The organism is uncultured Gordonia sp. (assembly GCF_937858515.1).
GTDB lineage: Bacteria > Actinomycetota > Actinomycetes > Mycobacteriales > Mycobacteriaceae > Gordonia.
The window spans coordinates 21,839-36,758 of sequence record NZ_CALLZT010000138.1; the positions used below are offsets into that span (position 1 = coordinate 21,839).

Sequence of the window (14,920 nt, forward strand, 5' to 3'; positions counted from 1 at the left end):
ATGGCGGAGCGGTGTTTATGTGCAAGCGTGCGTCTGCGGTCGTGCTGTGTGCGGCGGTGTTGGCGATGATCGTCGCATGCGCCCCGACGATCGCCGCGCAATCACCGCGCATCGTCGATTCTGTTGCGACACTGCCGCCGCGGCCGGCGAATACGGACCCGGGGACACTGCTTGCAGCCGAGGTATTCGAGGTCTCCGATCAACTCGCCGACGCGGCTGCCGGGGCGTTCCGGATCCGCTATCGATCCACCGAAATGTCGGGAAATCGCAGGACGGAGGTCACCGGCGCGGCGTTCGTCCCCCGTGGCACGGCCCCACCGGATGGTTGGCCGATCATCGCATTCGCCCATGGCACAACGGGTATCGATCCGGGCTGCGCGCCGTCGAGGGTCGCTGATCTGATGGGGAGTGACACGTTGATCGCCGGATTCCTGCAGGCCGGTTATGCGGTTGTCGCGACAGACTATCAAGGGCTCGACGGTGACGCGGCCGATGATGTCGACGGCAGCAGGGCTGTGTCGGGTGTCCGTGCGCACCCGTATCAGGATGCGCCGACGGCCGGGGCGAATGTCATCGACTCGGTGCGCGCCCTGCGCAACCTCACCCCTACGGCCTCGAAACGCTGGGCGGCCATGGGCTTTTCGCAGGGTGGCGGAGCTTCCTGGGCTGCCACCAGTCTGGCCGGATCGTACGGTGACGGTCTGGAGCTCGTCGGATCGGTGAGCGTGACGCCGTCGGTCGACACGAGTCCACTCGCAGGTCTGGCTGCGAAGGAACTGCTCAGTAGCTACCAGTTGGTCGTCTATCTGTGGACGCTCATCGGACTGGATCGCTCCGATCCGGCATTCGCGATCGGGAAGTATTGGCATGGGGCATCATTCGCCGATCGCGCCGACGTCGCCGGTTGTTCGTACTCCGGCGCCGACGCCGGTGCGCGCGAACGGGTCTTGCGCACGATGTCCAGTGGGGACCTGGCGCTCGCGCCGGATGAGGCGGGTGCACTGGCTGCGCGCCTGGAGAAGTTGTCGGTTCCCGGCGGCGGGGTGACCGCCCCGATGTACGTCGTCTACGCAGGGCGGGACGTGTACATCGATCCGTCGTGGACACGGCACGCGATCGATCGCGAATGTAATTCCGGTGCAACTATTCTGGTGAAGTACGACGCCGATGCCGGCCATGACAGCGTCGATGGATCCGGTGCGGCGAGTTGGCTCGCCGAGCGTTTCGCAGGGCGGGCGGCGCCGTCGTCGTGCGGGAAGCCGAGCCGGTGATGACACCACTTGTCGACAACGCCGCCTGGGCCCGAACCAATACGTGCTCAGTGCTGTGGCCGGTGCCGGTGCCGGATGCCGATGAGGTGCGGACGGCGGTGACAGGGCACACGAAATCCGCTGGGGGGCTGCTTTTCGACTGCTTGCAGCGGGCGATGATGGCGGATATCGAGTTCCTCGGTGTCGTCGACACCGGAGGCGACTTCGGCCCCGAGGATCTGGGGTGGATCGCGCTTTCGCGTGCGGGTGGTCGTGATGGCACCTCGCCGATCGTGGAGATCGTCGTCGCCCGGCGGGGACTGGCGGTTATCCACTCCCACGCGCTTGGCGACGGCACCCGGTCGACGCAACTTGTGCAGGAGGTGCTCGCGGCGATCAATCTGGGCGCCGAAGTGGTGACGGCTTCTGCCCGGAGGGACCGAGTCGCGACCATCGGCGACGGAGCGCTTGCCCTTGTCGCACTGTGGATCCGGAATCCCCGGCATCTGGTGACGGTGGCGTCGTCGATGAGGATGCGGTTGCGCCGGCGGGGCTCACCCGCCGGGCTTGTGCGTGGCGGTCACCCCGACAGCAGCGACCCCGACAGCAGTGAGCAAGCAGGCGGGGACCAGATAGGCGGGGACGAACACCTCCGGTTGGTGATGCGCAGGTTCGATACGGCATCGGGTACGCGAGTGCCGAGCCTGTGCATGGCAGCCGACCTAGCAGGTCGTCTGCCCGAGCGTCGCGACGACACATGGGCGGTTCTGGCCAGCCTGCGCCAGGGCTCGGACCGGCTGACCAACTCGGCCGGCAACATCATCGGTGTACTCCCGGTGGCAGGCACGGATCTGGTCGCCGATACCGTGCCGTCGCCGCTTGAGCGGATAAAGTCCGGTGAAGTGCTGTTCGTCGCCGTCGCGAAAGCGGCTGTCGCCGCCGGCCGAGCGAGGCGCAGGCGTGTCGGCGGAAAGCCGGCCTCCAAGGACGGGAAACCCGGGTCGGCAGACAGGAAATCGGCGGGCACCACGGTGTCGTGGTCTGATCGGGGGCGGCAGTCCGCGCAGGTGTGGTCTTCGGTTCGGTGGTGCGCAGGCGCGGAAGACGCTCTGCGATCGGCGTACGTGTTCACAGCACCCTCGAAACCCGGCACGGTCACGATCAATATCGTGTGGATCGACGGATTCTGTCACGTCACGATAACCGGACGATCCGATCAGATCGCAGATTTCTCAGCGGCTTTGGCGGAGTTCGCCATCGATAATTCTTGGGCTGACAATTCTTGGGCCGATGGTTTCGGGGCCGACAACTTCCTGGCTTGTCCATCCGCTGAACCCGGTACCCACGTCGCGAGGGGAAATGACTATGGAGATTCATGAGATCTGGCGGGTCGCTCGCCGGCAGTGGCCCATCGTGGTGGGGTGCACAGCGTTGGCGCTGCTGCTCTTCGCCTCGTGGAGCCTGATTCGGCCCACCGCCTACGAGGCGCATGAGCGCCTCATTGTTACCACTTCCGGAAGTCTCGGTACTGCTGTCGATGCGCAGAGCGGTGAAGAGGTCGCGATTCTGCGGGTCTCCGGCTATCAACGGATGATCACCGGCCCGGCGTTCTTGACCAGGGTCGCTGAGAAGCTGAAAAATCGTTATACGACGGAAGAACTCCAAGAGAAGCTGTCGGCACGCGCCCAGGCCCGGATTCCGGTGCTCGACCTGACGGTCACCGACACCGACCCCGACTCTGCCGTCGACCTGGTCAAGGTGGTGGCCGAGACGTTCGCCTCGTACGCCACCGAGATCGAGAACCCCAACAATGACGGGTCATTGACTTCGGTTGCGGTCGCCGGGGATGGCCCGGACGTCGCAGAGAAGGGGAACCTTCCGCAAAACCTCACGGTAGCAGCGATTCTTGGATTCCTGCTGGGGATGGCGATCGCCACGGTGCGCGAGCGGACCCGGCGGGTGGTCAGCGGCCTCGACGACCTGCCCGTCGGTCTCGACGGATACCGCGGGCGCGTGGAGGTCGGGCCGGTGGGCGCCGAAGTGTACGGAGCACTGCTGCCGGTTGCCGCGGAGTTGTTGACCGGTGCGGATCGACCTGGGGTGGTGCTGGTCAGCGCCGTCGACGACGCGCTCACCGATCAGCAGGTCGTGTCGGTCGCGACGGGCCTGGCAGCCGCGATCACCAGCTGCGGTGGCGACGCCGTTGCCTTCCGTGCCACCGCCGCGACGAGCGGCGTCGGTGACGAAGCGTCCGCGATACTCCCGGTCACGGCGGCCTTCAGCAGACATGCGGCGGTCGGGAACGGGACGGCCACCGATCCCACCGATGGCGGTGATCCGCTCTGGGTCGCACAACGCGAGATCGACCGGGCATTGCTGACGTACGCGCCCGGCGACCTGCGGTCGCGGCTGTCGATGATTTCGTCGATGGCGGTGATCGCCGGCGGAGCAATCCCGACGTCTGCGGCCACCGCGGGTCTGGGGCCGGCCGCCGACCTCGTACTTCTCCTGGTCACCGACGGTGTGTCCGCCCGCAGCGCTGTCGCAGAGGCACATGCCATCGCCGTATCCCGCGGTATCGGCGTCCACGGCTATCTGCTGTGCGAACTGCCCGATGTCAAGGGCCAACCGAGTGGAACTGTCAAGGACCAACCGAGTGGAACGCTTGCGTCGGCTTTCCCGGGTGCGCCGCCCTCGGCGAACCGATCCGAATACGAATTCTCCAATGACGCGAGGAGCACCGATGTCCGGTAAGGAACACAGGCGGGTGGTGATGGTCAGCCTGAACTATGCCCCGGAACAGACCGGCATCGCGCCGTATGTGACGGGGGCGAGTCGCATGCTGGCGGCCCGGGGGCATCAGGTGTCGGTGATCACCGGGGTGCCGCACTATCCCGAGTGGCGAAAACGTCCCGGATACAACAGCTTTCGACCTACAACCGAGGTGATCGACGGCGTACGGGTCACCCGGGTGCCGCACTACGTTCCTAGCGGGCCGGGAATGATCGGTCGGATCCTCATGGAGCTGAGCTTCGCCTTCTGGCTCCTGGTCCTGCCGTTGCGCGGACCGGACGCGGTGCTGTGTACCAGCCCGTCGCTGTTCGGTTCGCTCGCCGCCCGGATCCGTACAGCGCGACGTGCCGGACCGGCGTTCGGTGTGTGGGTTCACGACTTCTACGGACTGGGATCGTCGGAGATCGGCGGCGCCGCCGGGCGGATCTCGGGTTTGATCGATCGTGTCGAGACCGAGTTGTTACGTCGTTCCGACGGTATTGCGGTGATCCATGACCGGTTCCGGGAGATCGTGGACAACCGGGTCGTCGGCACCGGGTCGCGCGGGCAGACCGTCGTGATCCGCAACTGGAGCCATATGGCCGACATGATCGACGACGAGTCGCCGGCTGCGGCCGTCCGCGCCACTGAACGAGAATTGCTGCGTTGGTCACCGGAATCGAGAGTGGTGCTCCACGCCGGCAACATGGGGCAGAAACAAGGTTTGGAGAACGTTGTCGACACGGCGGCGCTCGTGGCGAGTCACAGTGACGACGACCTGCTGTTCGTGCTGCTCGGGGACGGCAATGCCCGCCGCGAGCTGGAACGCCGGGCAGCCGGGGTTCCGACGATCCGGTTTATGGATCCATTGCCCGACGAGGAATTCCGAGTAGCCCTGCGCTGCGCCGATGTATTGCTCGTGAATGAACGGGTCGGCGTCAAAGAGATGGCGGTGCCCAGCAAACTCACCACCTACTTCGCATCCGGGACTCCGGTGGTCGCCGCCGTCGACCGGCAGGGAATTACAGCCCAGGAGATCGAGTCGACCGGCACGGGCGTCGTGGTGCCCAGCGGTGATCCGGATGCACTGGCCTCCTCGATCCGCAGTCTTCTCGACGACAGGGCTATGTGCGCTCAGATCACCCTGGCCGCTGAACGTCACTGCATCGACAATCTGTCGTCGCAGGCAGCCGGTGATGGTTTTGAACGCTGGATCGGGCTTCTCGTTACAGGTTCGGCGCCGGGTCGAGCGGAGTAGCAGTCGATGCGTGTTCTGCAGGTGGTGACACTGATCTCGCCCGATGGTGCGTACGGCGGGCCGACCAGGGTTGCGTTCAATCAGGCGAGCGCCCTGATGGAATCCGGTGTGGAGGTCGATGTTTGCGCCGGCACCCGGGGATACGTCGATGTTCCGCGGGAGTTGTACGGCGTACCGGTGCATTTGTTCGGCGTCCGTCGTCTGATCCCGCGCACGGGGTTCGCCGGACTCACCTCGCCGGGGCTGGCATTGTGGTTCATACGATACGGACGACACTATGACGTGGTCCACGTGCACCTGGCCCGTGACCTCGTCAGTGCGATGATCGCCGCGCTCGCGGTGCTGTTGCGGATCAATCTCCACGTCCAGACCCACGGGATGATCGACGACACCACCAAGCGGCTGGCGAAACCGTTGGATGCCTTCGTGATTCGGCCGATACTGCGTCGTGCTATCTCGGTGTTCTATCTGACCGAGCGTGAGCACAGCGATCTACTGGCGATCGAACCGGCCGCGCGACTGGTGGAACTCCGCAATGGTGTGCCTGCGGCGACTGCGCCGCCGGAGGATCATAAGTCACCGAATGGCGTTGAGCCACTGAGGATTCTGTACGTTGCAAGGCTGCAGCGGCGCAAGCGCCCGGAAGTTCTGGTCGAAGCGGCGATCATGTTGCTCCGCGGCGGATTCAAAGGTGAATTCACCTTTGTGGGTCCCGACGAGGGGAGTGCAGCAGCGCTGGAGGCGCTGATCGAGTCGTCGGGGTATGGCGACTCCATCTGCTGGGTCGGAGCCGTGGATCCGTCAGATGTGTTGGCGTACATGCAGGATGCGGATCTCTATGTGCTTCCGTCGGTGGACGAACCGTTCCCGATGAGCGTACTCGAGGCGATGGCGGCGGGGCTGCCGGTGATCATCACCGACACGTGTGGGTTGGCCGGCGCCGTGACCTCCGGTGCGGCCGGCGTCGTGGTCGACTCGACGACGTCCGCGCTGATCGCGGCGATCCGCGGCTACGGCGACGATCCCGCGAAACTGGCCGAGCACAGCGAGAATGCACTCGCCCTGGTCGACCGCGAGTTCTCGATGCGGGGGATCGTCGCGCGGTTGCTGGCTCGCTACGAGTCCGGGTATGAGAAGGTCGAATGGCTCGACGCCGCATTCGCCGGATCGCACGTATTGGTCGCGGCGGGGCCCTACGACCTGCCGACGGCTGATGTCGTCGTCGACGACCTCCAGCGGTTCGCCGCCGGGGAGACAGGCAGACGGCTCCGATTCACCCCGGTTCCCATGACGCGCAAGTGGCGCAGGAATCCTGATGCCCAGGTCAACGTCGTCGCATCGGTTCCGGCTGAGCACGAATCACGTTGGGCGGCAGCACAGGTAGGTGACCAACGGCTGGCGGTGTTCTCTGGATTCGCCGCCGGGCTCGGGTCGATGCCGGTCACGATCCTGCTCGATGGGCAATACGCGTACCTGCGTCTTGACCACGGGCTCGGCGACGCCTTGCTGGACTACGGGATTCTGGCGACGGTGGGGTCCGGATACCCGTTCGGATCGGGGCGCCCGGGCCATGCCGAAACCGGGCGAACGCCGGAGAACGTGGCTGCCGGCCGCCGGGCAGGTTCGCTGGGTTCGCTGCTGCGGATGGCACGCCCGGACTCCGTGTCACCGGGACTTGTCGAGGGTGCGGTGCCGATGCTCCGAATGGGTGGGCTGGCTATGTCGCAGGTGGTGCGGGCGCTACGCCGTCGTCGACAGAACGTTGTCGCTGATGTTCGGCAGCTGTCGGCCGACGATGTGGCGGTAGTCGGACATATCTGTGGTGGACAGACCACTGTCGCGCTCCACGGATCGACCCGCGGCATGCCGTCGCGGAACTCGATGGTGTGCTCGGCCTTGGTATCCGGCTTCGGTGAGGCGACTGTCCCTCTCGGACAATCGGTGTCGCTGTTGGTGGATCTGCGACGGTATCTTCGCAGAGGGGATAAAGGTGCCGGGGTCACCGACGGCGGGGCCGAGGCGACGGGCAATATGGCCTGCATCATCGGCGTGCCGACGGAGCAGGCATCAGATCCGGGTACGCTCGACGCCGCGGTGGCCAAGACCCTGCGGTCGGGAACTCCCGCGCTGCGGGCCGCGGTCGCATCTGTGCGGGTGATGCTCGGAGTGCGCGCCGGCGGGAATATCGCTTCCCCGGAATCGCGCGACATACAACTGGTCATCTCCAACGTCGCCGGCCATCCATTGGCTGAAAGGGCCTGGGGACGAGCGGCCGACAGCGACCATCGTCTGTATACGGCCACGACACTACGACAGGCGCAACAGGTCTCGCTGTTCGTCACGTTCGTCGGTGGCCGCTATATGTTCACCGCGGCCTTTCATGACGACGTAGTCGATGCCGAGCGGGTGAAATGTGCGCTCGTCAATGCGGAACAGCGGATCCTGCGACTGTGCGGAGACGGACCATGAGCCGATCCCGAACGCACAGCGCGGTGGTGACCGCGGATCAGGTGTGCTCGAGTGCCAGCAATTCATTGGTGCTGATCGCGGTGGCGCAGAGCGCCGCGCCCGACGATTTCGGTGCTCTGGCAGCACTATTCGTGATCGTTACGGCCGCGCTCGGATTCAATCGTGCGTCGATGGGGACGCCCTTGTTGCTGCTGAGCTCCGATTCCGTGGCCGACATCCGGAGTGAGACCGATTACGCGGTGACATGGGCGCTGGTGACGGCGCTGCCGGTGACTGGCGTCGTGGCGGCGGGTGCGGTGTGCCTTGATGTCCGGGTACCGGGGTTGCTGATGGCGGCCGGGGTTGGGCTGGTGCTGACACAGGATGTACTGAGGATCTCGGCTATCGCCGCATACCGCCCACGGTTGGCACTGATCAGTGATTTCACCTGGATGGTGTTCATGATCGTCGTCGTGATCGCAGGAGCCGCGGGTGTCGGCGTCGGCGCTGCGACCGTCCTGCTGGTGTGGCTGGTGGGCGCCGTGGTGGCAGTGGTGATCGTCGGAGTTCCCAGGGGATTCCGGATACGCACCCGGGTGCTCGCATGGTGGTCGACCTACTGGCGACACCGGTTGCGGCTGGGCATCTTCGGATCTGTCGACCAGGTATCGGTGCTGACGGTGGCGGCCGTGGTGGCGCTCACCGTCAACTCTGCGGGTGTGGCCGCGATCCGCGGCGCGAGCACACTGTTCGGTCCGCTTGCGATGCTGCTCAGCGCCATTCCATTGTTGTTCATCCCGCATGTCCAGCGCACGGAGCTTCCGATCGGCGCGCAGTGGCGGCTGTTGAGTCGCGGGGCCATCCCGGCGTCGGCGGTCGCCGCGATCTTCGGTGTGATCGCCTCTGTGATACCGGAATCGTTGGGCGCGTTGTTCTTCGGCGACTCCTGGATACACGTCCGGGGTATCGTCGCGATCATCGGGATCGAGTACGCGGCCATAGTGTGGATCGCCTGTGCGTACAGCATGCTCCAGTCACACGGCCGGTCTGCGGCGATCCTGCGAGTCAAGGTCAGCCAGATCATCATCCAGATCGGGGCGTGCGCGGCCGCAGGCGCAGCCTTCGGATCGGTCACCGCCGTGGCGTGGGCGATGGCCGCGACGGCAGTGGCGGTGGCGTTCTGGGGGGCGTACGTCGCGCAGCGTCCGAGCGCGTGGTCCGGCGTGCCCGGACGTGGGGTTCAACCTATCGAAGCGGAGGGAGTCGTATGAGCAAGCCGGAGAACGTCACCGCGCGTGGCACGGTGATGCGCAACCTGGTCGTCGCCGCGATCGTGCTGTTGGCCGCGGTGCTGGTGACCGCGGTAGTGGCACGTTCCGAGAGAAGTCGCGAGGTCACCGACGTGGTCAATGCCGACCGAACGGCTCCGCTCGTGACCAAGGCATCGACCGAGCGAACCCGGGAAGTGGCCGTCATCGGCGATTCCTATACCTCGGGAACGAGTGTTGGTGGGCAGGGCGACCGCTCGTGGGCGCGGACCGTCGAAAAGCTGATTCAGCGTCGGATACCCAACACCAAGTTCAAGATCGCCGCGATCGGAGGCAGCGGCTACGTGGCCCAGGGATCGGTGCAGCTGACGTTCCGGGATCAGGTACGGCGAGTCGTCAACCGCAACACAGACGTCGTTGTGCTCTTCGGTAGCCGGAACGACCTCATAGCCGAGAACGACCAGCTGCAGGCAGCGGTGACCGCCACCCTGGCGACGGTGCAGTCGCTGAGTCCGTCGGCGAAGATCATCGTCATCGGGCCCGCTTGGGTCAACGAGTATCCGCCAGGAGGATTGCTCGCTCAGTTGAGGGTGATCGAACTCGTCGCGAACAAGTTCGACGTGGAGGCTCTGGACCCCGTGGCAGCCCGGTGGTTCACCACCACCACACCGGATCTCATCGGTTCCGACAATGTGCACCCCAACGATGCAGGGCACCGAATGATGGCCCAGAAGATCTATCCCCTGATCCTCAGCGCTGTTGACGCCACCGCCGGTATGCGCGGCTGAGCAGTCGACCCAGAGCGGTCGGCCCGAGAAGAAAGCAGACAGACCATGTTGATTCGCGACCGATGGTTAGCCCCCTGGCTCGTGATCGCGCTGTGCGGGATCCTCGGCCTCGGCGGCGGAGTCATCCGGAACCTCACCGCATCCGACGATGTCACCATGGTGGCGTCGGTGTATGTTCGGCCACCGACCAGTGGTAACCCATCCGATGCGGTACAGGGCGAACAGTATGCGCGTAGCCTCGCGCAGCTCTTCGCGTCGCTGGCCCCCGGCGTCGGACTGGGGGAACGCGTCAAAGCCCGGCTCCACCGCGAGGGCATCGGAATCGAGCCTGCGACCGTGACGGCAACGGCCCCACAGGACGCGGCGGTGGTGAACATCGTGTTCGCCGGCAGCGACGTCGACTCGGTGCAACGTACCGGCGATGCACTGCTCGCCGAATTGCCGGCATATGCGGCAAAGGTGCGGGGGTCGGCCGGGGTCGCGTCCGAGGATGTCACGGTCACCGTCGAACAATCGAAAGCCGCAGGGCCATCACTGCTTTCGCGGCTGGCCGGTCTGGCGGTGTGGGTGGTCGCCGGGCTGATGCTCGGCTGGGCGGCGGTGTGGTTCGCCGGTCGCCGGCGATCGGCAGTCGAGTCCGACGCCGAGGTCCGGGAGATCACCGGCGTCTCAACCCTGGTCGACTACCGATTCGGAGCGTCCCGGTCGGCTCGCGTAGTGGCGGCACAGTTGCTGGCCGCGGCCGGACCTCGACGTGCGATCGTGCTCATCTCCGCCCGGCACATCGACGGTGCCCGGCAGGTGGCAGGGGAACTCGCGGCCGCGTTTGCCGATCTCGGCGAACGGGGGGTGCTCGTCATAGGCGACGCCGTCGCTGAGCCGTCGTCGCTGTCTCGGGTACCCGCCAACGCGGCATGCTTCCTGACGTGCCGGCCGGCGGTGACACGTGCCACCGACCTGTCCCTGCTGGCCACCATGGTCACTGGTAACGGTGCCGCGCCGGTGGGGGCGCTGGTCGTGCGCGGCATCCCGCGTGGGGGTGATCCGATGCGCTCCGCAGCAACCGCGTCGACGGTGAAAAGTACTGAACCGGAACGAGATTGGCCCCGGATCGACGTATTCGAGAACGCTTCGGCCGGTCGACGATGAGCCCGAATCTCATTCTGGCGGTGGTGACTTCAGGATTCGGGCTGGTGACCATCGTTTGTGTGGCCCGGGGCAGATCGGCCGGCCTGCCGTCGGTGGTGCTCGGGACCCTGTTCTGGGTGGTAGGGGTTTTCGGACACCCGTTGTGGCAATGGTCGAGGTTCTCCGAAGGGGCCGGGCTGCCTGCTTTCATCAGCTCCGAGGCGATGGCGCAGTCGGCGGCCGTACCGGCTTTCCTTTTCGCGTCGATCGGTGCATTTGCCTCGGTGTATCTGCTGCCCGGCCCGAATATGACAATGGGATCGGAAGGTGCGCAATCAGATTCGGTCAGAACCGGCGGAGGCAAGCGGCGTTCCGCGTCGGCGGGTGCCTTCCGTGGGGCGACGACCTCCGGCGCGGGATCCGCCGGGGAAAGGGCCCTCGAACGCAGGACTCGCGACTCGCATCTGCTCGCGGTGGTCGGGTTCTCGTTGCTCCTGTACTCGCTATGGTGCATCGGCGAGGGGCCGAGTCTGCTGCGCAGGGAGATCTACCTGGCGACCGACGGCAATGAGTTCGTACTCCGGTTGACCTGGCCGGCGTCGCTGATCGTGGCCCTGGTCGTGCTGGTGGTTGGGTACGTAAGTACCAGTATGACTGTTCGCGTTGCAGCACTGGGGATGTCGCTCATCTGGTACTTGTCTCTGCTATCCGTGGGGACCCGGATGTCGTGTACCTTTCCGCTGATCCTCGGTGTGCTCGTGTTATATCGAGCGTTGGCGCCGGCACGGTACGGACTGAGCCGGATTCGGCCGGGCGGGGTGCTGGGCGCGGCGCTCCTCCTGGTGCTGGCGGTCGCGTCATTCGGTGTGATCCTGACAGCCCGGGTCAATCCCCACGGCCTGCTCAATCTGACAAGTCTGTTCACCGAGGTCGCGCAGTCACAGGACGGGCTGAGTGAACCGCTGAAACAGTTGGTCAGCTCCATAGCGGCGTCGTATCCCATTGTCGAACAATCGATGAACATGCACGTCGACAGCAGTATTCTCTTCGGTAATGCCAACCCGCTGCCCGGCACCGCCAATCCCGCTGATCTGGAACGCCTCTGGCCCTACGAGTGGGTGCCGCTGGCGTTTGTCGGCACGTGGTACGCGGCGACCGGTCCGATCGGCCAGATCGCCTTGTTCGGTCTGATGGCGTGGATACCCGGGCAGTTGTTTGCCAACCTGAAGCGGGGACGGTGGGGCTCGGCCGCCTACATGGCCGTCGGATTCGCGATTCTGCTGGGAATCCTATCGATTCAGTACTCTTCTCGGATGCCGTGGCGGATTCTGTCCGTGGTCGTGGTTCTCATGGTGATCGCATACCTGGTGCGCGAACATCGTCCGGCTGCCACCTGGGAAACCCGGAGCTTTCTCCGGCCCCTTCCTTCTAGGAATTCGTGGACCGGCAGCCCGTCACCGGTCGGATACAACCATCGCGGGCATAGCGGCAGTGCTGGCGTTGGCGCGCAACTGCGGACCCACGATATTTGACTTGGGACGGCTCAGCGGGTCAATCGTCGAGATGATAGGTATCCCGGTCGATCCGGCGATGGTGATCGGACCATACCGGCCGCCGACGATATTCGATGTCGTGGAGCGGATGACGGGGATCCGGTGCTCGTCGCCGATACCGTTGACGAGAATGTCCGCGATGGTGTGACCGCCGATCCAGCCGGTCGAGATACCGGTCAGGTAAGGGAAGCCGTCGGTGTCGTCGGCGTAGACGATCCGCAGATCGGTGGGCGCGACGTTCTCGTTGCCGAACTTGCACGACCGCACGGTGAGACCCTGGCCGGAGTTGACTCCGGTGGCTGCGGGTTTCATCCAGATATCGACCCGTGGGTGACCCTGTGTCGGGCCGAATCGCAGGAAATCGTTGTTCTCGAAGTACACGTTGTTGCCGCCTTGTGCCAGGGCAACGTGCACGCGATTGGCATGAAAAGCGTTGTCGCGGATCGAGGTTCCGTCGGTCAGGCCTGAGAGCGAGATGCCGGTGGTCGACCTGTAGCCGTCGGAACGGAAGATGTTGCGTTCGATCTTCCAGTACGGATGATCGGAGCTGTGGTGTCCGATACTGGTGCGCTTGTAGCTGTTGAAGACACAGTCGGTCACTGTGAATTGGTCGTTGACGTTTGCGCCGGTGTAGGTGTTGCGGATATGGCCGAGCCCGCCGTCGAAACGAATCCCGGACACCGTGAGACTCTTCCAGCGACGGTTCGATTCGATGAAGTATGAGCTGTCGCGGAGGGAGATCGTCGTGAATCCCTGCCCGGCTCCGATGAATGTCGGGGCCTCGACGTCGATCCCCGGTCCGGCGAAGCGGTACGCGCCGGGAGGTACGTAGACCGGCAGCGTGGTCGCGGCGGCCGCCCGGAATGCGTCGGTCGAGTCGGACTGCCAGCTCGGATCCGCGCCACCGGCATACTTCTCGTCGGTGACCACCGCCATACCGGTGGCGGCCGCCGAGGCAAGTAGTTGCACATGTGAATCGGCGGGGCCCGGTGCGCGGGCCGACACCGGTGGTGGCGTGGCGCAGTCCCGTGGTGATCCGCGCAGAGCCCACGCGGCCCCGCCGGAAACGGTTGCCGCCCCCAGTGCGACGAGGAATTCGCGGCGACTGACTCCCATGGGCCTCCTCCATGCCGACCGGTGTCGCGTTCGTGCCGAAATCGTAATCCGGTACGACGGGGTACGCAGAGCAACCGGTTCGCCCCCGGATTTGGTGCGTATGGCGACGTTCCGGTACTGTCGACCGCGATGTGATGCGCAGCTGTGCGTCGTATCGGTTCAACCAGAGACCGTCGGTCAGCGGGAGTGATCCCGATCGAAGGCGCGAGTAACCTCGCCGGCCCACGCAGGATGAACGAGGACTGATCCTCCTTACCGCCCGGCTACAGTGCCGCGAGCACAAGGATATTCGCGCCCCGTGCCTTCTGTGTGCCGGGGCGTTCGCCATTTTCGGCGTATGCGGTGACTCTCCCTGAACGGCCGGTGGTTGGCGATACGTGAACCACAATCCCGTGCGGATCGATGATCCGCACTCTAGTGAGGAGAGAGGAGGCGAAGTATGGCCAAGTCAGAGAAGGTGTCCGCGGTTGCGGAGATCGCGGAGCAGTTCAAGGGATCGACGGCGACAGTCGTCACGGAATACCGTGGCCTGTCCGTCAAGCAGATCACCGAGCTGCGTCGTTCCCTCGGTGATGGCGCAACCTACTCCGTCGCCAAGAACACCCTGGTGAAGCGCGCCGCTGTCGAGGCGGGCGTCGAGGGGCTCGACGAGCTGTTCACCGGCCCGACCGCGATCGCCTTCATCGAAGGTGAGCCGGTGGTGGCCGCCAAGGCGATCAAGACGTTCGCCAAGGACAACAAGGCTCTCGTCATCAAGGGCGGGTACATGGACGGCAAAGCGCTGTCCGTGGCCGAGATCGAAGCGATCGCCGACCTTGAGACCCGCGAGGTGCTGTTGGCCAAGCTCGCCGGTGCCATGAAGGGCAACTTGGCAAAGGCCGCCGGACTGTTCAATCAGCCGGCTTCGCAGGTGGCGCGTCTTGCCGCGGCCCTGCAGGAGAAGAAAACCGAAGCCGGCGAATAGTTCGCCGCACCCCCGGACACGCCGTCCGGGAGCAACGACGTACTCCGTACCGGCCAGAACGGTACAGAGACTATAAGGAAGGACGCCAACCATGGCGAAGCTCACCGCTGACGAGCTCATCGATCAGTTCAAGGAACTGACCCTGCTGGAGCTCAGCGATTTCGTGAAGAAGTTCGAAGAGGTCTTCGAGGTCACCGCCGCCGCTCCGGTCGCCGTCGCCGCCGCCGGCGCTCCGGCCGCCGCTGCTGAGGCTGCTGCCGAGCAGGACGAGTTCGACGTCGTGCTCGAGGGCGCGGGCGAGAAGAAGATCCAGGTCATCAAGGTGGTCCGCGAGATCGTCTCCGGCCTGGGCCTGAAGGAAGCCAAGGAGCTCGT

Annotated in this window: 12 protein-coding genes; 11 read left to right on the forward strand and 1 reads right to left on the reverse strand. The window is 65.1% G+C overall.

Features of this window, described 5'->3' with window-relative positions; translation table 11 throughout:
• Window positions 1-17 precede the first annotated feature (17 nt).
• The 9 genes from Q0627_RS12610 to Q0627_RS12650 all read left to right on the forward strand — a co-directional run bounded on the left by Q0627_RS12610 (window position 18) and on the right by Q0627_RS12650 (window position 12,444).
• Window positions 18-1,271, forward strand: a complete 1,254-nt coding sequence (locus Q0627_RS12610) for a lipase family protein (RefSeq protein ID WP_298810291.1) — start codon at window positions 18-20, stop codon at window positions 1,269-1,271.
• 98 nt (window positions 1,272-1,369) lie between these two features.
• Complete coding sequence (locus Q0627_RS12615) at window positions 1,370-2,629, forward strand: hypothetical protein (RefSeq protein WP_298810294.1); 1,260 nt, start codon at window positions 1,370-1,372, stop codon at window positions 2,627-2,629.
• A complete protein-coding gene (locus Q0627_RS12620) occupies window positions 2,616-4,004 on the forward strand; it encodes a YveK family protein (protein WP_298810297.1) in 1,389 nt (462 codons plus the stop codon). Before Q0627_RS12615 ends, Q0627_RS12620 begins: the two co-directional genes overlap by 14 nt.
• Window positions 3,994-5,280: a glycosyltransferase gene (locus Q0627_RS12625; protein WP_298810299.1), complete on the forward strand. Its 1,287-nt coding sequence runs from the start codon at window positions 3,994-3,996 to the stop codon at window positions 5,278-5,280. The genes Q0627_RS12620 and Q0627_RS12625 overlap by 11 nt, the downstream gene beginning before the upstream one ends.
• 6 nt (window positions 5,281-5,286) lie before the next feature.
• Entirely contained in the window at window positions 5,287-7,749 is a 2,463-nt protein-coding gene (locus Q0627_RS12630) for a glycosyltransferase (RefSeq protein ID WP_298810300.1), read from the forward strand.
• The gene (locus Q0627_RS12635; protein ID WP_298810301.1) at window positions 7,746-8,999 is read left to right on the forward strand and encodes a hypothetical protein; all 1,254 of its coding nucleotides are present in this window, start codon (window positions 7,746-7,748) and stop codon (window positions 8,997-8,999) included. Before Q0627_RS12630 ends, Q0627_RS12635 begins: the two co-directional genes overlap by 4 nt.
• On the forward strand, window positions 8,996-9,784 hold the full coding sequence (locus tag Q0627_RS12640) for an SGNH/GDSL hydrolase family protein (RefSeq protein ID WP_298810304.1): 789 nt from the start codon (window positions 8,996-8,998) through the stop codon (window positions 9,782-9,784). Before Q0627_RS12635 ends, Q0627_RS12640 begins: the two co-directional genes overlap by 4 nt.
• A gap of 45 nt (window positions 9,785-9,829) precedes the next feature.
• Window positions 9,830-10,933: a hypothetical protein gene (locus Q0627_RS12645; protein WP_298810306.1), complete on the forward strand. Its 1,104-nt coding sequence runs from the start codon at window positions 9,830-9,832 to the stop codon at window positions 10,931-10,933.
• Between the two features lie 23 nt (window positions 10,934-10,956).
• On the forward strand, window positions 10,957-12,444 hold the full coding sequence (locus Q0627_RS12650; protein ID WP_298810307.1) for a hypothetical protein: 1,488 nt from the start codon (window positions 10,957-10,959) through the stop codon (window positions 12,442-12,444).
• Here Q0627_RS12650 and Q0627_RS12655 read toward each other — a convergent pair.
• A complete protein-coding gene (locus Q0627_RS12655; protein ID WP_298810309.1) occupies window positions 12,367-13,581 on the reverse strand; it encodes a twin-arginine translocation signal domain-containing protein in 1,215 nt (404 codons plus the stop codon). The genes Q0627_RS12650 and Q0627_RS12655 overlap by 78 nt on opposite strands.
• A gap of 439 nt (window positions 13,582-14,020) precedes the next feature.
• Here Q0627_RS12655 and rplJ point away from each other — a divergent pair, with 439 nt between their 5' ends.
• Window positions 14,021-14,545, forward strand: a complete 525-nt coding sequence (gene rplJ, locus Q0627_RS12660) for a 50S ribosomal protein L10 (RefSeq protein ID WP_298810312.1) — start codon at window positions 14,021-14,023, stop codon at window positions 14,543-14,545.
• Window positions 14,546-14,636: 91 nt separating this feature from the next.
• On the forward strand, window positions 14,637-14,920 hold a 284-nt coding region (rplL, locus tag Q0627_RS12665; RefSeq protein WP_298810315.1), incomplete at its 3' end, for a 50S ribosomal protein L7/L12.

What these genes read in the sequence shown, in the direction of transcription:
- Q0627_RS12610 (WP_298810291.1), top strand. Translation starts at nt 18, where the DNA reads ATGTGCAAGCGTGCGTCTGCGGTCGTGCTGTGTGCGGCGGTGTTGGCG.
- Q0627_RS12620 (WP_298810297.1), top strand. Translation starts at nt 2,616, where the DNA reads ATGGAGATTCATGAGATCTGGCGGGTCGCTCGCCGGCAGTGGCCCATC.
- Q0627_RS12625 (WP_298810299.1), top strand. Translation starts at nt 3,994, where the DNA reads ATGTCCGGTAAGGAACACAGGCGGGTGGTGATGGTCAGCCTGAACTAT.
- Q0627_RS12630 (WP_298810300.1), top strand. Translation starts at nt 5,287, where the DNA reads ATGCGTGTTCTGCAGGTGGTGACACTGATCTCGCCCGATGGTGCGTAC.
- Q0627_RS12635 (WP_298810301.1), top strand. Translation starts at nt 7,746, where the DNA reads ATGAGCCGATCCCGAACGCACAGCGCGGTGGTGACCGCGGATCAGGTG.
- Q0627_RS12640 (WP_298810304.1), top strand. Translation starts at nt 8,996, where the DNA reads ATGAGCAAGCCGGAGAACGTCACCGCGCGTGGCACGGTGATGCGCAAC.
- Q0627_RS12645 (WP_298810306.1), top strand. Translation starts at nt 9,830, where the DNA reads ATGTTGATTCGCGACCGATGGTTAGCCCCCTGGCTCGTGATCGCGCTG.
- Q0627_RS12655 (WP_298810309.1), bottom strand. Translation starts at nt 13,581, where the DNA reads ATGGGAGTCAGTCGCCGCGAATTCCTCGTCGCACTGGGGGCGGCAACC.
- rplJ (WP_298810312.1), top strand. Translation starts at nt 14,021, where the DNA reads ATGGCCAAGTCAGAGAAGGTGTCCGCGGTTGCGGAGATCGCGGAGCAG.